This is a genomic window from Limosilactobacillus avium (assembly GCF_947381485.1).
Taxonomy (GTDB): domain Bacteria; phylum Bacillota; class Bacilli; order Lactobacillales; family Lactobacillaceae; genus Limosilactobacillus; species Limosilactobacillus avium.
Map to the genome: position 1 here is coordinate 1 of NZ_CANCWN010000034.1, position 18722 is coordinate 18722.

Annotated in this window: 17 protein-coding genes; 4 read left to right on the forward strand and 13 right to left on the reverse strand. The window is 43.7% G+C overall.

Translation table 11 applies throughout. The annotated features are described in order from the left end of the window. Positions 1 to 123: 123 nt before the first annotated feature. From QOS01_RS08945 to QOS01_RS08960, 4 genes are all read right to left on the reverse strand, one after another. Positions 124 to 2601, reverse strand: a complete 2478-nt coding sequence (locus QOS01_RS08945; protein ID WP_283622047.1) for an ATP-dependent Clp protease ATP-binding subunit — start codon at positions 2599 to 2601, stop codon at positions 124 to 126. Positions 2602 to 2616: 15 nt separating this feature from the next. Next, positions 2617 to 3084, reverse strand: a complete 468-nt coding sequence (locus tag QOS01_RS08950; RefSeq protein WP_283622048.1) for a CtsR family transcriptional regulator — start codon at positions 3082 to 3084, stop codon at positions 2617 to 2619. A 258-nt stretch (positions 3085 to 3342) separates the two neighbouring features. Next, positions 3343 to 4365 (reverse strand): alcohol dehydrogenase AdhP, encoded by a 1023-nt coding sequence (adhP, locus tag QOS01_RS08955; RefSeq protein WP_283622049.1) that lies wholly within the window; start codon positions 4363 to 4365, stop codon positions 3343 to 3345. Between the two features lie 269 nt (positions 4366 to 4634). After that, positions 4635 to 5324, reverse strand: a complete 690-nt coding sequence (locus tag QOS01_RS08960) for a matrixin family metalloprotease (protein WP_283622050.1) — start codon at positions 5322 to 5324, stop codon at positions 4635 to 4637. A gap of 195 nt (positions 5325 to 5519) precedes the next feature. Between QOS01_RS08960 and QOS01_RS08965 the strand changes: the two genes are divergently transcribed. Next, a complete protein-coding gene (locus QOS01_RS08965; RefSeq protein ID WP_283622051.1) occupies positions 5520 to 6290 on the forward strand; it encodes an SDR family NAD(P)-dependent oxidoreductase in 771 nt (256 codons plus the stop codon). 72 nt (positions 6291 to 6362) lie between these two features. Here the strand turns inward: QOS01_RS08965 and QOS01_RS08970 are convergent, their stop codons facing one another. The 9 genes from QOS01_RS08970 to QOS01_RS09010 form a co-directional block, all read right to left on the reverse strand. Beyond that, positions 6363 to 7508, reverse strand: a complete 1146-nt coding sequence (locus QOS01_RS08970; RefSeq protein ID WP_283622052.1) for a glycerate kinase family protein — start codon at positions 7506 to 7508, stop codon at positions 6363 to 6365. Positions 7509 to 7561: 53 nt separating this feature from the next. After that, positions 7562 to 8347 (reverse strand): SGNH/GDSL hydrolase family protein, encoded by a 786-nt coding sequence (locus tag QOS01_RS08975; RefSeq protein ID WP_283622053.1) that lies wholly within the window; start codon positions 8345 to 8347, stop codon positions 7562 to 7564. Between the two features lie 16 nt (positions 8348 to 8363). Next, positions 8364 to 9689 (reverse strand): dihydrolipoyl dehydrogenase family protein, encoded by a 1326-nt coding sequence (locus QOS01_RS08980; protein WP_283622054.1) that lies wholly within the window; start codon positions 9687 to 9689, stop codon positions 8364 to 8366. A 131-nt stretch (positions 9690 to 9820) separates the two neighbouring features. Next, complete coding sequence (locus QOS01_RS08985) at positions 9821 to 10675, reverse strand: TrmH family RNA methyltransferase (protein ID WP_283622055.1); 855 nt, start codon at positions 10673 to 10675, stop codon at positions 9821 to 9823. 183 nt (positions 10676 to 10858) lie between these two features. Further along, positions 10859 to 11992 (reverse strand): tyrosine-type recombinase/integrase, encoded by a 1134-nt coding sequence (locus QOS01_RS08990; protein WP_283622056.1) that lies wholly within the window; start codon positions 11990 to 11992, stop codon positions 10859 to 10861. A gap of 124 nt (positions 11993 to 12116) precedes the next feature. Beyond that, positions 12117 to 12386 (reverse strand): hypothetical protein, encoded by a 270-nt coding sequence (locus QOS01_RS08995; RefSeq protein ID WP_283622057.1) that lies wholly within the window; start codon positions 12384 to 12386, stop codon positions 12117 to 12119. A gap of 39 nt (positions 12387 to 12425) precedes the next feature. Continuing rightward, positions 12426 to 12647, reverse strand: a complete 222-nt coding sequence (locus QOS01_RS09000) for a hypothetical protein (protein WP_283622058.1) — start codon at positions 12645 to 12647, stop codon at positions 12426 to 12428. Positions 12648 to 12660: 13 nt separating this feature from the next. After that, positions 12661 to 14727 carry a hypothetical protein gene (locus QOS01_RS09005; RefSeq protein WP_283622059.1) on the reverse strand — a complete coding sequence of 689 codons (2067 nt, stop codon included), beginning with the start codon at positions 14725 to 14727 and terminating at the stop codon, positions 12661 to 12663. Next, positions 14694 to 15599 carry a hypothetical protein gene (locus QOS01_RS09010; RefSeq protein ID WP_283622060.1) on the reverse strand — a complete coding sequence of 302 codons (906 nt, stop codon included), beginning with the start codon at positions 15597 to 15599 and terminating at the stop codon, positions 14694 to 14696. Before QOS01_RS09010 ends, QOS01_RS09005 begins: the two co-directional genes overlap by 34 nt. Positions 15600 to 16169: 570 nt before the next feature. On the opposite strand from QOS01_RS09010, the gene QOS01_RS09015 reads away from it, so the two are divergent. The 3 genes from QOS01_RS09015 to QOS01_RS09025 all read left to right on the forward strand — a co-directional run bounded on the left by QOS01_RS09015 (position 16170) and on the right by QOS01_RS09025 (position 18521). After that, positions 16170 to 16739, forward strand: coding sequence for a recombinase family protein (locus tag QOS01_RS09015; protein WP_283622061.1), 570 nt, complete (start codon positions 16170 to 16172; stop codon positions 16737 to 16739). 643 nt (positions 16740 to 17382) lie between these two features. Next, positions 17383 to 18027: a recombinase family protein gene (locus tag QOS01_RS09020; RefSeq protein ID WP_283622062.1), complete on the forward strand. Its 645-nt coding sequence runs from the start codon at positions 17383 to 17385 to the stop codon at positions 18025 to 18027. After that, the gene (locus QOS01_RS09025; protein ID WP_283622063.1) at positions 18024 to 18521 is read left to right on the forward strand and encodes a hypothetical protein; all 498 of its coding nucleotides are present in this window, start codon (positions 18024 to 18026) and stop codon (positions 18519 to 18521) included. Before QOS01_RS09020 ends, QOS01_RS09025 begins: the two co-directional genes overlap by 4 nt. The last annotated feature ends 201 nt before the right edge of the window (positions 18522 to 18722 follow it).

Consider the following 18722-nt stretch of genomic DNA (forward strand, 5'->3'; position numbering starts at 1 on the left):
ACTTTTGTTTGTGGTTATTCAAAAGTCTATCACAAATGACTTTTTTATTTTTCTAACTTAATTTTACAAACCGCGACAAAAAATGCCTAAAATCCCCGTTATTAAAGGATTTTAGGCATTATCCTAGTGACTAATTTTTACTAATTTAGGAGTTGTGGACTGTTTGTCCTTAACTTTGATCGTAATCTGACCCTGGTGCGCGCCCACGGTAACGGTGTCACCGCTAGCAATTTGGCCATCAATCAGTGCCGTGCTGAGGTCGTCTTCAATCTTATCCTGGATGGCCCGCCGTAATGGCCGGGCCCCATATTCGGGGTCATAGCCAACGGTTGCAATCAAATCAACTGCTGCAGGAGTAACCCGGAGTTTGATTCCTTGTTCTGCTACCCGGTCACGGAGCTCATTGGTCATCAACTTGACGATTTGGTGTAACTCATTCTTGTTCAGGGAATGGAAGATAATCGTCTCGTCAATCCGGTTCAAAAATTCTGGCCGGAAGTGGAGCTTCAGTTGCTGGCGAATTGCGGCTGCCATTGCGTTGTAGTCTTGACTGATGTCCTTGGCCCCAAAGCCGACTTCCTTCTCGTCCTGGAGCTGGGTGGCCCCCAGGTTAGAAGTCATGATAATGATGGTGTTGCGGAAGTCAACCCGCCGGCCCTTTGAATCCGTCAGGTAGCCATCGTCCAGGACCTGCAGGAGGAGGTTGAAGACATCAGGGTGCGCCTTTTCTGCTTCATCGAGCAGGACAAACGAGTACGGGTGCTGACGAACCTTCTCGGTTAACTGGCCACCCTCGTCGTAACCAACGTAACCAGGGGCAGCCCCAATCAACCGGCTAGTGCTGTACTTTTCCATGTACTCGGACATGTCAATTCGGATCATGTTATCTTCGGAGCCAAACATTGCCTCACCCAGGGCCTTGGCTAGTTCAGTCTTCCCCACCCCGGTTGGCCCCAGGAACATGAAGGAGCCAATTGGCCGGTTAGGATTCTTCAAGCCGCTCCGGGCCCGCCGGATGGCCTTGGCAACAGCGTCAACGGCCTCGTCTTGGCCAATTACCCGCTTGTGAAGGACCTTTTCGAGGTTAATCAAGCGGTCACTTTCACTCCGTTTAAGCTGCGTCAGTGGAACGCCAGTCCATTCAGCAACAATTTTGGCGACATCTTCGCCAGTGACCTTAAGACGGTAATGCTGCTGACCGTTGTCTTGCTGGTTCAGCTTAGCACGAAGGGTGAGTTCCTTTTCGCGCAAGGCCGCGGCCTTATCAAAGTCCTGTTCCTCGATTGCGTCCTCTTTTTGAGCCTGGAGGTCAGTGATCTGGTCCGCTAAAGATGGCTGGTGCTGCTTATTTTCCTCTGCATTGATCCGCACCATAGCCGCCGACTCGTCCATCAAGTCAATTGCCTTATCCGGCAGGAAACGGTCAGAAATATAACGGTCGGAAAGTTTAACGGCCTGCTCCAGCGCATCATCAGTGATCTTGGCATGGTGGTGGGCTTCATAGCGGGGCCGTAAGCCCTTCAGAATTGCCAGCGAATCTTCTGGGGTTGGTTCATCAACCTGGACAGTTGCAAACCGCCGTTCCAAAGCCGCATCAGATTCAATGTACTTTTGGTATTCATCGAGGGTCGTTGCCCCAATTGTTTGGAGTTCACCCCGGGCCAGCGCCGGTTTAAGAATATTGGAAGCGTCAATCGCTCCCTCAGCACCACCGGCCCCGATAAGGGTGTGTAATTCATCAATAAAGAGGATGACGTGGCCGTCCGCCTGAATTTCATCGATGACCTTTTTAAGACGGTTTTCGAATTCACCACGGTATTTGGTTCCGGCAACCAGTGAACCCATATCCAAAACCATCAGCCGCTTATTAGCCAGTTCGGACGGGACCAGGCCCTTGACCATCCGCTGGGCGAGCCCTTCGGCAATTGCGGTCTTACCAACCCCTGGTTCACCGATCAGGACCGGGTTGTTCTTTGTCCGCCGGCTGAGGATCTGTTCGGTCCGTTTGATTTCCTTATTCCTACCAACGACGGGATCCAACTTATCGTCGCGGGCCATGGCAGTCAGGTCACGGGCCAACTTATCGAGGGTTGGCGTTCCACTCTTGCGGTTGGCAGCCGCAGCCCGGTTTCGGCCAGCCTGGTGAAGCTGACTCTCCGCTACGCCCAGCCGCCGAAGGGTTACTTTACGAACCTGACGAGGTAAAACGTCAAGGCTGTACAAAATTCGTGATGACAGGACACTCTCGTCCGCAATCAGCGCCAGCAGGATGTGTTCGGTCCCAATCTTTAGGGCGTGCATCTGCTGAGCCTCTTGGCCGGCAAGGTTTAGAACCTGCTTGGCCTTTGGGGAGTACGGAAGGTAGTCAGCCGGACCCAACTGGTCGAGGGTGCCATAACCAATCAGGCGTTCAATTTCTTCACGGATATCGTCGCTGGTAATTGAGAATTGTTCAAAAATTTTGTTAGCAATGCCATCCTTGTCCATTGCAAGGGCTAATAGAAGGTGTTCTGTTCCTACTGCTTGGTGTTTAAAGTATTTAGCCTGCTCATGAGCAATCATTAAAACATGTTTGGCACTTGGGGTAAACATGTTATCCATTAGCAATCATCCCTTCTAACTTTCATACCGTAACCGGTTTAACAGTGAAATCAATACTCTCGCTCTCAGTTGGGCCTCAACAGTCGTGTTACCAACGTCTAAGGTCTGCTTAGAAAGGGCCACCAACATCAGGTCCCCTTCCCGCTGTGTAATTACCTTTTCGTCGTAGAGCGTCTGGACAATGGCAAAGGCGTCCCGTTCACGAATTGAGTCGCCAATTGCTTGGATTAACGAGTTTAACACGTCAACGTTATCAAGTAAATTAACCCGCTCAATCCGGATGTAGCCGCCGCCCCCACGCTTACTCTTCACCAGGTAACCGTTCTGAATGGTAAACCGGGTCTTAATCACGTAGTTAATCTGTGAGGGGACCACGTCAAAATGGTTAGCAATCTCTGACCGACGAATCTCAATCTGGGCAGAGTTGCCGAGAATTTCTTTTAAATATGCTTCAATCACATCCGAAATGCTCTTATTTTCCATTTGTTCACCCTCCATTTACTGACTAATCTTGACCATTATTTTATCATAAGTCACCCTTTTTTCCCATCCAAAACGCTTAACGCTTAAAGAAAAAGAGACCGGCAACGCCAGTCTCTTTTGAAAGTCACACATAACAGACCACATCGTCGGGCATGAACAATGGCCGAGCCGTGCCCTGTCAACCATCATTCTGAGTCCAGTCCATGTAGCTGTTATGTGTTTTCTTATTTATAGATTAATCGATGTTAAGCGTGATGCTTACTTTTCGAGGGAGAAGTCAACAACGTTCCGACCAACAACCTTGTTGTCCTTCAGTTCTTGAATCATGTCGTTGATTTCAGAAAGCTTCCGGGTGTGAACGATTGGGTGAACCTTACCTTCAGCACCGAATTGGAAACATTCAGCCAGGTCTTGACGGGTACCAACCAAGGAACCAGCAACGATAATCCCATCAAGAACGGTCTTAGCGATGTTCAGCTTCATGTCACCCTGTGGAAGGGCAACCGCAACTAAGCGGCCGTCTGGACGAAGGGAGTTGACAGCTTGGTCGAAGGCAGCGGTAGTAACAGCAGTAACAACTGCGGCGTGAACACCGCCAACCTTTTCTTGAATTTGTTCATCAACGTTGTTGTCGTGACGGTTGATGCAGATTTCAGCACCGTTTTCCTTAGCGGCCTTCAGCTTGTCTTCGTTACCATCAACGGCGATAACGTGAGCGCCAAAGACGTTGTGGGCAAATTGAATACCAAGGTTACCAAGGCCACCAGCACCAACGATTGATACCCATTGACCAGGCTTGATGTCAGCAACCTTCAGGGCCTTGTACATGGTAACACCGGCACAAGTCAGGGAAGTAGCTTCAACAGGGTCCAGACCTTCTGGAACCTTAACAGCGTAGTCAGCTGGAACGATACATTGTTGAGCCATTGCACCGTCGGCAGTGTAACCAGCGTTCAGGACGTTACGGCAAAGAGTTTCACGACCAGTCAGGCAGTATTCACAGTGGCCACAGCCCTTGAAGAACCAAGCGATTGATACCCGGTCCCCAACCTTCAAACTAGTAACGCCAGGAGCAACCTTGGATACACGGCCAACACCTTCGTGACCAATGATCCGACCAGGCTTCTTACCGAAGTCACCGGCAGCACAGTGCAGGTCAGTGTGACAAAGACCACAGTATTCCATGTCAACTAAAGCTTCACCAGGCTTCAAATCACGAAGCTTAACATCCTTAACAGTAACGTATCCATCTACTGGATCATTAATAACAGCAGCTTTCATAAGCTAAGATCTCCTTCTCAAAGACATGTTATATTTTTCACAATTATTATGATATCAGAATCAGTTAATTTTTTAAAGCCCGTTTTGAATAATTTTATTAACTGCAATCAAACCATTTCCTATTAAATCGGCAATGACAGCGTTGTTATAACATTTAGGTAAGTTAAACCAATTATAAAAAAATTATTATATCATTGATAAAAAGTAACTAAATTGCGAATACCGTCACAATTATTTAACCAGTTGCTTGGGAATACCCTGCCCAGCACCTACCTTCCAACGTCGTATAGTTGGCGCAGTGTCTTGCGGTCGTTATGCGTAATCCCCGTCCGGATATTGCGGGGAATCATCACGCTGTGCATGTATTCAGGGGCGTGGGCTAGCCCCAATGCATGACCCAATTCGTGTTCGGCAACCTCCGTCCGAAAAGAACGACTGGCGTAGTCCAGGTGGCTGGCATCCAGGGTTGATCGGGCTTGAATCAAGGCATGTGTATCAGGGTTATACTCCGTATTCGTCGACCCCAATTGGGCAGAAACGTAGCCAACCCCTGGAGCGGCCCCATTATTAGAAAGGGAGCCGTCACGGGCAATAATGTCGGCTTGTCCCTCGCTGGAACACCACTTAATGTGCACAGCCCCGGTACGGTTCCAAGCCTTGACCGCCCCTTTAAAGGCCTGCTGGATAGGCCGGTCCGAAGTATCCATATAAATCTTTAGCTTACGCGTCGGCCACCGGTAGTTTTCAATCGGGGTCGGTGTATTGGTGGGTAAGTAAAGGCGGTGTTTGCTAGCCCGAACTGCCTGGGACGAATCGTCATACGTGGAAAGTTGACCATCGTCGGGAGTGTTGAAGACGGATGGCTGCCCCGCCGTTGGGATGCCGTCTGCCGCAACATGCAGTGGCGAAACCAGCATTCCCACCAGGATGCTGACAATTATCAATAGACGCTTTTTCATCAACTTTCTCCTCCCTATTACAATAGTTTAATCAGATTAATAATTTTAAAGTTACAAATTACTTAATATTTTGCCCCTATTTTGTAATATTTTTTAATAGTAAAATAATCCAATTTACACACAAATGACCAATTAAACTGATGTGATAGATATGTTCGGTTTTTCTAACCGTAGAATGAAGGGAAGGTCTTATTTATGGCAAATCGACTAAGTAATAAAGTGGCATTAATTACTGGGGCAGCTAGCGGGCAGGGAGCTGCTGAAACAGAGCTCTTTATTAAAGAGGGTGCCAAGGTGATTGCAACCGACATTAATACTAAGCTCCTCAACCAGCGGGCCGAAACTTTATCTAAACAATACGGCGACGTTATTTTACCATTAGAACTCGACGTTACCAAAGAAGATGACTGGGCTGCTGCCGTTAAGGAAGGCATTAAGAAGTTCGGTAAGATTGATATCCTGGTAAACAACGCCGGGATTGGGGTGACCGATAGCACTTCCGGGCTCACTGACTCCACCGTGGCTGATTGGTACAAGTTCATGAACACCAACGCCATGGCCCACTTTTTGGGGATGAAACACGTTGTTCCCCAAATGAAGGAAAACGGTGGTGGTTCCATCATCAACATTTCCTCCCTTGCCAGTGTGCAAGGGATCGCGGGGGCCTCACCTTACACTGCCTCCAAGGGGGCGTCACGTGCCTTTACCAAGGGAGCTGCCCGCGACCTCGGTAAATACAATATTCGGGTTAACTCCGTCCTGCCCGGCTGGATTGTTACCCCAATGATGCAGGCATTTACCCTTAACAAGAAAATGCTTGATTCATTGATTGAAGGGATTCCGCTCGGCCACCTTGGTGATCCAGAAGACGTTGCCTACCCGGTCCTCTTCTTAGCCAGTGACGAAGCCAAGTACGTTAACGGTGCAGAATTGATCGTTGATGGTGGCCAGTCCGTCCGGGGCTAGTTGAGTAAATATAAATCATACTATAACGCGGTCGTTAGTGTTCAAATCATCGAACACTAACGACCGCTTTTTCTAGTGCCTGCTTGCCTTAATCAACCGGGCAACATTTTCTGCCGTCTGCGCAATGTCTACCGGGGCATCTTCCAACGCCCGTTCGAGGGGTTTAGCTCCCGCCGGTGTAGCAAAGATTGCGTCAATTGCGTCTGCCGTGTAGAGGCTCTCAACACCCTTACCAATATTCCCCGCCAGAACAATCACCGGTGCCTGGGGTGCGACCGCCTTGCAGGCCTTGGCAACGCCATACGGGGTCTTACCAAACTTGGTTTGGAAGTCAATTTCCCCCTCACCGGTGAAGACAAAGTCCGCGCCGGCAGCCTTTTCTTGGAGTCTGCTGGCCGCAATAACCAGGTCAACACCGTGTTGCATCTGGGCATTAGTAAATGCCAGCAGGCCAGCGCCCAGGCCACCAGCCGCCCCAGCACCGGCAAACTTCTCAACCACCTTGCCGGTATCACGGGTAATCACCGCGGCATAGTGGTGAAGGTTGCTGTCAAGAATCTTAACCATCTCTGGGGTGGCACCCTTTTGCGGGCCAAAGACGGGTGCCGCACCGTCAGGACCCGTTAACGGGTTCGTAACGTCAGAGGCAATTGCAATTGTGGTGTGGGCAATTCGCGGGTCAACTTGGGAAACATCAATCCGGGCGAGGTCAGCAAGGGCCCCACCACCGAAGCCGATTGGCTGGCCATCAGCCTTTAAGAGACGGGCCCCCAGTGCCTGGGCCATTCCGGCACCGCCATCAACGGTTGCACTTCCCCCAATCCCGATGATAATTTTCTTGGCTCCCTGGTTAATGGCATCAAGGATCAACTCACCGGTCCCATAGGTTGTCGCCACCAGGGGGTTAGCGGTTTGGTCATTAATGAACTGAATTCCACTAGCTGCGGCCATTTCAATTACCGCTGTTTTACCATCCCCCAGGATGCCGTAATACGCATCGACTAGTTGGTTGAGGGGGTTATGTACCCGGGCGGTGACCAGCTTACCGGCCGTTGCATCGACGAGGGATTGGACCGTCCCCTCACCACCATCCGCCATCGGGACGAGGACGTATTCGGCATTTGGAAAGACGCGCTTGATCCCCGTAGCCATCGTCTTAGCGGCCTCCTTGGCGGTTAAGCCACCCTTAAATGAATCTGGAGCAATTACAAACTTCATGGTGTATTCCTTCTCTTGCTATATGTAATGCATGGACCTGTGCAAAACGTCTTTCAGCCGATCTTTTCCAATGCTTCTTCAAAAATCGGCAACCATTTCTCCCGGTAGCCGGCCCGGGTTGGGTGAATTTGGTCGGCCATGTATAGGGAAGCCGTGCCGTGCGGGACTTGCTCATCATGGTAAAGGTCAATGATATTAAACTGCCACTTTGCCTGTAACTCAAAGAGGCGGTCAACCATTTGCCCGTAAAGCTGGTTGTCGTAACGGGGGTTGGTGTAAACAAAAACCGGCACGTGCCAAGTCTTTCTTACATAGTCAAGGATATCCTCGATGGCTCCCGTGATGGTCTTAACATCGTAATGACCATCCTGACTGACTTTCCCCAGCAGGCCAGCCGTTCCCTTGGCGTCGTTAGTGGATAGTTGGAGGACAAAAGCATCTAACTCTGCTGACCGGTCAATCTTTTGCAGGCGCGCAACATAGGAGTCATGGGGAAAGTAGGTATCCTTATCCACCAGTGTGGTTCCCGAGACAGCTTCTTTAATCGCCACTACGCCATCCTTCTTGACCAGGTAGTCCACAAATGATTCGCCCAGCGCGCCGTAGCCAAAGGTCACCGAGCTGCCCAGAAAGGCAATTTGCTTCCCCAACAAAGGTGACGGTGAGGCTTTAGTTGCGTTGACACCGTACTTTGCGGCATTGCCAGGAAGGCGACGCAGGTGTTCTAAGGCCTGGGTGAACTGGGGACGGTTGAACCGGGACAAATCTTCTTTAATCTCATCTAGAGCGTCCTGTGATAGTTCGTTTTCAGTTTGTAATTTCTCTAAGATATTTTCCATTTGTTAACCTCTTTAGTTATGGTAGCAACCCCGCTACCTTGTCACCCAGGGTCGGATAGATTGCCATCACCTTTTCCCGGTATTCCGCGCCGGTAACCTCTAGCCCAATGATTGGCAGAAAGTTATTAATATCATCGGCTGCATAATCACCGACTTCACTGGCACCAACCAGCCGCTGGTCCTTAAACACCAGCGTCAAGGCGCTGACCTGGTCATTTTGCCCGGCGTATAAGCTCCCGTATTTGAGGGGAACCGTTTTGACCTGGTAGCCAGCATCGTCAGCAACCTCATCGGCGTTTACCCCGGCCCGGGCAACTTCAGGGAAGGTGAAGGCCGCCTGGCCAATTGTTGGGTAGACAATCGCCTGTTTAGTCTCCCCGGTGAGGTAGTCAAAGAGGTATTGCCCCTCAAACTCAGCCACCGGTGTTAACTTAGGCTGCTTACGGCTCACCACATCCCCGATAGCGTAAACCCCGTCGACGGTGGTCATCATGTGCCCGTCAACGTGGATTCCGTGACGGTCGTACTCTATTCCCGTGTTCTCCAAAGCTAGTTTGTCAACGTTCGGGCGGCGCCCCGTCGCATCAAGGACGTAGTCGGTTGGGACCGGCCCCTGGTCGGTGGCAACTGTCAGGCCATCCGAAGTTTTCTGGACCGCCTGGGTATTAGCATTGAAGATAAACTTGATTCCCCGCTCCTGCATTGCCTTGACAAGTGTCTTGTCTTCGGCAGCGGTGAATTCGCGCAGGACCCGGTCAGAGTGAACAATGATGGTAACATCAGCGCCCGCTGCCGCAACCAGTGTTGCCAATTCAAGGCCGACAAAGCCCGCCCCAATGACCGTGACCCGCTGGGGAAGCTTCTTGAGTGAAAGGAGGTCATAGTTAGTGTGGAGGTACTCCTTGCCGGGAATATCCAGAATGTTGGGTGTCTGCCCGGTGGCGATGATAATATGATCAGCCTGATACTGGTGACCATTGACCATCACGGTGTGGTTATCAACGAAGTGGGCGTAACCATCCTCAACGTCGTGGCTTTTCTTTATAATCTCCCGGGTTTCAGCTGGCCAGGGATCAAAGCGGTTGAGCTTGGTCTGCATCAGGGCCTGCCAGTCCAATGTAGCGGGCTGGCTGATGCCGTGACCAAGGAGTTGCTGAGATTGGAGGACGGTCCGGGCCGCCCCTTCGAGGAAAATCTTCGGCTCACAGCCGTAGTTAGGGCAGGTGCCACCGTATTCAAACCCCTCAATGACCAACACTTGGTGATTGGTGTTAGCCAACAGGTTGGCCGTTTTGTAGGCGGCCGGGCCGGACCCAATTAATATCTCGTCATACTTCTTCATTGCTAATCCCTCCTGAATCTTATCTGATTAGGTCCAGTGTAGCCTAGATTGCTTTGCCAGTACAAAGTTTTGCTCCCCTAATAAATAAAAATCCTGCCATATCAGTGATACAGCAGGCTTCTAATAGTGGTTCATCGGTTTCCTAGTTCCCAGAAGGCGAGGGCCGAAGCGGCCGCAACGTTTAAAGAATCAACGCCTGGGGCCATCGGAATCTTAATTGTAAAGTCACTCTGGTCAATTGTCTTTTCCCTGAGGCCGGGGCCTTCCGAACCAAGGATAATGGCTAGTTTATCCACCCGGCCCAGCTGAGGATCGTCAATGTCAACGGTATTGTGACGCAACGCCATCGCTGCCGTTTGGTAACCAAGCTGGTGAAGGAGGTCAATTCCTCTTGATTGCCAGGTCTTGGCATCAACGTAAGTCCATGGCACCTGGAAAACCGTTCCCATAGCCACACGGGAGGCCCGCCGGTAAAGCGGGTCGGCGGAATCACTCGTTACGATGACCCCGTCTATTCCCAACGCCGCCGCAGAGCGAAAGATTGCCCCGATATTGACGGGATTAACAACGCTTTCCAGGACCGCAATCCGGGGATGGGTCGGCATTGTTGCCAAGAAGCTGGGCAAGTCCGGGCGGTGTTCACGATACATTGCGGCAAGCGCACCCCGCAAGAGGTTATAACCAGGCAGTTGGCGGAGGAGGTCACTAGTGGCCACGTAGATTGGCGTTTGGCCCAGGCCCCCCGTCTTATTAACGGCCATCTCATGGTCAAGGTCACTTAGGTCCCGTTCCAGCTCCTTCTTCTCGACCAAGAGGGAAGCTGGCCGGTACCCTGCACGCAAGGCCCGTTCGATTACCTTGGGACTCTCCGCAATAAATAAACCCGGATTAGGCTCCCGAGAATGAAAAAGCTGGGCCTCATTGAGACGAACATAGGGATCCAGACTGGCACCATCTAAGTTTGTAAGAAAAATTAAGTTATGCATAAAATCTACCTTATTCGTGAATATAAAATAAAGAGGCTGTCCTGACGCGACCTACCACATCATGAACAACCTCTTTGCAATAAAGTCGGAAATACAAGAATTATTTTGCATCCCTTACAAATCCCGTCATAATAGGCAGGAGAGCACTTTCAAATTGTAGCGACCGAAAACAGCGACCGAGTTTTATTCAGCCATAAATTTTGCAAATTTTGACACAGCCTTCTTCTTGTGCTGCTTTCCAAGATGCACATATAGATCAAGAGTTGTCCTAATTGTTGAATGTCCCAATCGTTCTTGCACATCTTTTGCCTGTACTCCAGCAGAAAACAGCATACTAGCGTGAGTATGTCTAAAGCCATGTGGACTAATGTATCTCAGCTTATTAGCAGCTGCAATGTTGTAATCCCATCGTCTTACATCTTGACGAACAAAGACCCCTTCTGGACGTTTTGGATTACAAAAAATATATTCACTATTAAAAGCCACGTTTGATCTGGTAAAATTGTGCCATTTCTTTAAGGTCTTTAATGTACCATCATCAATATCAATAGTCCGTATACTAAATTTTGTCTTAGGCTTATCAATGACAATTTTATTATGTTCCTTGGTATCAACGCTTCGCGAGACACTAATGGATTGGCTAAAGATATCAATATCAGTCCACTTTAATGCTAGCGCTTCACTCGGTCTTAAGCCCGTATAAGCTAACAAGCGAAAGTATGTGTAGTAAATAGGATTATTATATTTCTTGCAGGCATTTAGAAATAAACACAGCTCATCCTTACTATAGTAATTTGTAAAAGGATGCGGATCTTCTTTAAGCCTTGGTTTTATGACCTTGGCCATTGGATTTGAATTAATCAATTCCATTCGCCAACCGTAATCCAATATTTTTCTAGCATACGCAAAAATTCGCCGATAGCTCTTAGGATACCTATCAAACCACCGATTAACAATAGTTTGGCATTTAATCACGGTTAATTTATCTAAGTAGAATCCACCCAGTGAACCTAAAATATGCTTGTGAACTAATTGATTGACGGTAGTATAAGTTGAAGGCTTTACCGTAGTTTTATACTGAGGTAACCACATATCTACTAAATCAGAAAACCTATACCTTTTATTATCAGGAATAAATTCTCCTTTTTTTATTGCCTTCTTCATTTTTGCTAGAGCATCCAATGCTTCATCATAGGTTTTAAAAGATCTCTGCCGATGAATAGTAGCGCCATTAAGTTCATTTACTCCAACATATAACCGAAAAGAATAAGGCTTTGACTTACCAGGCGTATATATAATTTTATTTAGTTTCTTCATTATTTAACCCTTCTATTACTGCTACCTCAAGCATCACAGTAACAAGTGGTTCATTACCATGATATACCTGCATGTAATAAAAAAGAGCCATTTTCAGGGCTCTTTTTTAGAATATTTTCTCCTACTATTGTTCCTTAGTTTTTAGCCAATTAATATAGGTCTGTTTACCATACATTTTTTGATTATCAACAATAGCAACAGGCAGTCCTGCTTTCACAAACTTCCGAATTGTAGGCTTAGTAAAACCTGTCCAATCGGCAAATTCATTTAATTTCAAATACGGTTTAACATTTATATCGTCAACTAATTTCTGATGTTCCTTTATCGCTAAAGTGATTTGATCACTAATACTTTTCAATTGTTCGGATGTAAATAATACTTGTAACTTATTCATTATTATCATCAATCCTTACTTTGCATTTTCATTATTTAACTACTTGCTTTTCAAAATTAAGATTTCATGTTTTAACTCGCTAATTTCTTTATGCAATTTATCGTAAGCATTAACTGGATAATACATGCCAACAATACAATGATCATCATTAATTACATTGATTGGTAATTGTTTAGCATTGCCCATCTCATTTACCTTGACAAAATATTTTAAGAATAATTTTTGTTTCACGTTAATTGCTTGATTGATTTGATAGTCCATTATTTTTCTCCTACTAATCATTGAAGTCAAACGGAACAAAAAGTTTAGCAATTTGTTTATTTTTCCCAAGTTCTTCGCGATAAATGGCAAAATTGTGATGCCAATGCTGTAAAGTATATGCATCAGAAGTATTTTCATAGTTGAACAATCTATCTGGTAGGACGTTATATTTTGTGAGCATGTCTTTCATTTTTCCATTATCCAGAGCCTTATTACCAGATACAATCACGTTACTATAATAATTTCCTTGAAAATGCTTCCTCTGAAACTTCAATCCCAGAGATTTAATTTGGTCCTTAAATGTGCGGTATGATGCTGCAACTAAATGCGTATGATTCTTGTAGGTCTCAAAAAGATTACTAGTCCCCATCCCAATCAGATCAAACGGGCACGTAATGTGTTGCGCTTCGAGGAACTCCAAAAGTGATGAATTAATGTTTGACAAACTACTTTGAGCAGAATTCTCTTGGCTAAAAATCAAGCCTAAATCTTGTTTGCTCATAGTAACAAGTTTAGACGCGTACTTGATGATCAAGTAGAACATTACTTTTTGAACCGTAGGATTGTTAATCCAAGCTGCTGCATCATCATTGGGGATGTCAACCTCATCATATAGTTTGGCATTACAATTAAAGACAAACATACGGTCTGCTGTACCCACCTGTCGAATCTGTGGTAGAGCATTGGTAGCAATCACAATTAATGATGGTAACTTCACATCATGGTACTGCTGGAATTTGGCGGCCCCAGACATTGTCTTACCACTGATGATTCCATTGATGGCTGTACCTGCCTTTGAAGAGATTGCATTATTTTGACTGTCTGTCTGAAAATCATCGAACCATAGCGTCAATTGCCCTTTTTTTGTGTCATTGGCGTCGATCAGATTAGGATCTGTTAAAGCCTTATTAACATTTGATTCCGAGGTTAAAATACTTGAAGTATTACTTTGTGTGTTGTTAAAAATCTTTTCTAATAAACTGACTAAGACGGTTTTCCCTGCTCCTGGAACTCCTAGCAGAATGAAGAAGCGACGTACTTTGGCCATGATTCCAGTGTTTTGCAGTGGAATGAAGCCAAGCATATATAACAGTTGTTCTAGCTTGCCACCACTAATATGCGTCAAGAATTGGATAACTTGTTTATATTCTTCGCTAGCTTTAAGCTTAGAATCCTTATCAATGTCAATATAATCAACGTTGACATAGTTTTCCATTTTTCCCACTAATGGCGACGCAATCTGAATATTGCCATCTGATTGGATGGTAATGGATTGATTAGGCGACTTGAATCCATCATCCAATTTATCATTTTCGAATTTTGAGTCCATCAATTGAGCATGAACATTCTTTCTAGCGTTCATAATATTGTCAAACTTTGAGTCTGGAAGAAATTGATCAATCAAGCCATTAACAATAGTAGGCTCTGCTGTATAAATATGATGATCATTCAATACCATGAGTTGACTATCAACAAGTAATGAACGTGGATCGTTATATACTTTCTCAGCAATAATTTGCTTCCTTAAGGCATTGTATTTCAACGTATTATAGAGTTTTTTAGTTAACTTATTAGCATCCATATCATGCTCTACTGCCCAGATCTGTAGCACCATGGCTAGCTCGTTATATAGGTAAGTATTCTTGGTTAGGCTATCTTTATTCTTATCAATAATATTATCCAACCATTCTTCAATCTTATCGTCGGTAATAGTAGCAATCGTGATTGGCAAGCTGTCAATCAAGCTAAAATTAGAATGTAATTTTAGAAACTCATCAACATCATCAATTTCATTTGCCAAAATAGTTTGCCCAAACAAATTAATCCGATCACCTAGCTTAGATTTAGAAATAAAGACCTGATTAAATAATGAGGCTTTGGTGAATTCATTAATATAAGACTTGACACCCTCACTATTCTTTTTGTCAACTGAAAAAGTATAATAGTACTCTTTAGGCGTCTTACTGTGAATATCTGCAAAGCCAGCTTCCTCTAAAATTTCATCTAATTTTTTTGAAATCTTATGTAGTACTTTTACATTACCGTTTAATTTGTTGTCTTTAAAAATAGTTCCTTGCATACTTTAATTGCCCCTTTTTCAATCCGTTCTGCTTCCAACAATGCTTTTTCGTCACAGCTAACTGTTTCATCGTTTAATGAATGACCTGTTAATCTTCGATAAGCACTCTTCATATCAAACTCATGATTACGGCATTTGTATTCATCATCGTTATTGATAAGAAGGTATTCAAGGTCATTCTTTACAAGGCAAAAATCATATTGCTTAACGGAAAACGTTAGATACTTAATTTTCTTGCAATACTTTTCTTTAAACCGTTCGAACTTTTCATCACTATAATTAGTGACAATGAACCCATCATTAACACAATTAATTACGTTTGATAGGCCCCAGTAATTCAGCATGTCGAAGACCATATTCATGCCACTATACATAGCCTTATAGCGGTTGATACTGTGTTCTACTTTCGTCTCACCAATTGTCGAACAGTATTTATTTAATTCATGTTTAAGCCTTTTCCTTTTTACAACTAAACGTTTATCGGTAGGATAGTCAGGATCCGCTTCAATCTTTTTCTTTTCCAAGAACATTTTTTCATGCTTATCATCTAGCAATCCTAATTGGTAAGCCATTGTTGGCAACAAGGAATGGACATCAATCTGTGCTACGTTTCGTACTGTACATTTCACGTACTGGTAAATGCCATTTCCAGTAAAATTAAGACGTTCTTTTTGATAGCCCTCATAAGGACCACTTGCTATTAATGTTGAAAGAAATTGTGGAGGCAATAATTTGATCCTTTCTGGTTCCTCTTCAACATCTTCTGGTCGCTGATTAAACTCTGGCGTTAAATGCAATTGTTCTGCCATTAGCAAGAAACTAGGTGTGCTAGGCCAATACATAATGCCATTTTTCTTTTTAATTTTTGCCAATAGAAAAACTCCTCTCCAGTTTCGTCTAAACAGCAAACTGAAAAAGAGCATACTAAACTTGCCTTTATCTATAATAAAGGTTATAATAAAAGTACGTGTAAATATATACAGTGGTAAGTGGATATATTTATACTCTTTTTCAGTTTTGCTGAATAGAAGGTTAAGGTTTTCAGATTTTGCTGCCCGGCGATTTCTGAAACCTTTTTTATTTTGCAATAATTATTAAATAATTATTGTTATTTATATAATAACCCACCAGTTCGAAAAGTAAATAGCTTTTGCTTGACTATTTATCTCATTAATTATATAATAATAATTAAGAAATGCGATACAGGCTGTTATTATGGGGTTTTCAGCTTGTGATAAAAAGCAAAATATCGTGCAAAAAATTTATTAAGTTTTTCTTAAGACAATAATTTCCGTTCTTCAAGCAAGAAGAACGGTTTTTATTTTTTAAACAAACGTCAGTAATGTTCATCAACTTTTGAGTATTTGAACAAGACTTCCAATCCCTAAACAACGGAGTTATCCTGTGGTCATAAAGTTTATTCAGAAAAGGGATTAATAGAAATGACTGAATATGGATATGCCAGAGTATCGACTAAAGGGCAAAGCCTTAACGATCAAGTAAGTCAATTAATGGAAATAGGTATAGATAAAAGTAATATTTATTCTGAGAAATTTACTGGCACGACAACAAATAGGCCTAAGTTTGAGGAACTAACTAATAAAGTAAGAAATGGTGATACTATTACAGTAACCAAGCTTGATAGATTAGCTAGAAATACTAGAGAAGCGTTAAATGTACTTGATCCATTAATGAGCAAAGGCATTAAATTTAATGTACTCAACATAGGCATACTTGAAAACTCTACAATTGGTAAGCTGGTTAAAACTATTCTTCTTGCAGTCGCAGAAATGGAACGTGACATGATAGTTGATCGCACTCAAGAGGGGAAACGTTATGCTAAACTGCATAAGAGGGACTACCATGAAGGTCGTCCAAAAAGATTGATTACACCTCACTATCAAGCGGCATATGACTACCTCATGGATCACACCTACAAAGATACAGCTAGGGCTTTTGACATTTCTGTTTCTACACTCCAACGCATTAAGAACCAAGTTGAAAATGGATAATTCCACTAGCCCCTTTTTATTTGGGCTATTGATGTTGTAGTGAGAATTATAAAGATGATTAGCCCTTCTTGCTAAGTGTAAAAGTACAAATATTCAGTCAAAGACTATATATATTAGTTTAATTACTATTTTCACCCCTATTCATTATCTTTTTACTCTTTATTTTCTCTTAAATTTTATCAATATAAAAAGATTGACTTAAGAAGTTGCACTTCTGCACTTTTAATCTCTTATACTTGATATGACAACATTTATAGCATTTTTATTAGTTACACTAAAATTCTTAAATTCAACTACAATAACAGTCCTAATCCCTACAGGCAGTAAGGATTAAGCATGGTGCAGTTAAAAGTGTTAAAAAGGCATCACTTTCTTGCACTATTTCTTCTTTAAAAATTTATGTCTAATTTTTATGCTTAAATTAGTGTTAATTTATCACCTTAAGTGTCACCCTATTTCTTCAAAATTGCACCTAAACCTGCACTTTTTTACGACAGTGAGAATAAAATAATATATTCCTTATCACTAATTTCTGATATTATTCCTACTGCTTTACTCACACAGCCTGTTCAACTTTTTTTGAGATTGAACAGACTTTTTATTTAGAACTTCATTAGTTCTACAGTAAGGAGTGACCATTACTATGACAAAGTATGGCTATGTTTCTGGCTGGCTAAAAGATGAAGTTAGCAAACAAGATAGCTTTAAATGCCAAGCAAAAATCTTATTAAGTATGGATATTCCCTACGATCATTGCTTTGCTGACGTTTTTAGGAGTAATAACAACAAAGAAAGGTATCAGCTCTTTAAATTCCTTACAACCATTGCTCAAGAGGGGGATATCTTAGTCGTCCCCACCCTAACTTGCTTATACAGCAATGTACGAGAGCTTTGTTGCCTGATGTATATCGTTGAGGACACAGGTATTACTATTCAATCAGAAGATATGTATCTTAGTGATGATAGTGATAGCAGTGATTGGATCCTTGCATCACAGTTAGCCCACCTTGACTATCTACATTATTTGCGCCTGAAACGCACTTCTAAGCTAATTAAGAAGGACAAGCACCAATTGTCCTTAAATAAAGGTGGGCGTCAAAAACGCGTTATCACGCCTAAATATCGCCAAGCATATGCTTACTTGCAAACACATACCTATACTGCAACGGAATTAAAATTTCACCTTTCAAAATCTACTCTTTACAGGATTAAAAGGCAAATTAATAACAGAAAGCAGCCTATTAATACGCCACAGAGTTATGATGCCAGTCGAGGTGATTTGCAATGAAGAATAGAGAACTAGTATATTGGGTAGATCTTACTGGACCTGCAGCTCTAGATGAAATAGTCAGGCTTACTATCATGGACACTAACGATAATGTATTATTCAATCATACATTTAATACCAAGCTTGTAGATTGGTGGTACTCTGAGTTAAATGGTATCAAGCCTGAGAATACATATAGTGAAAAGCCATTTGAATCTTACAAAGACGAGATACAATCAATATTTAATGATGTTAGCAGGTTGATTACATTCAATGCGTCAAACTTTTTCTTAGAAAAACAAGGCATTAACTTGTCTAAGAAAAAGATCGATGATTTAGCAGACCCCTTCAGAGTCGCCGGGGATGCTACTGATACTATAGATAACCTATGTATCTATTATGGTTATGATTTACCTACTAATATCTACAATCGTACTGGACTTGATTACGCGAAAGCGATCAATTATTGTTGGCATGAGATGGAAAGATACAAAGAAGCCCAAGAAAATAAATAACCCCCACAAAAAATAAGCTATGAACACCCAATAACGTTCATAGCTTATTTTTGATTAAGGACTAAATTCCTGTAAGCAGATTCCAATAATATTTAGTAGTCTCTCCTCAATAATTTTCTTGGAATGGCAGATTGCAAGAAATAACTTGAACGAATTTAGTGACGCAGATTAAGCAGGAAGATCTCGATTGGTGTGCGCCAG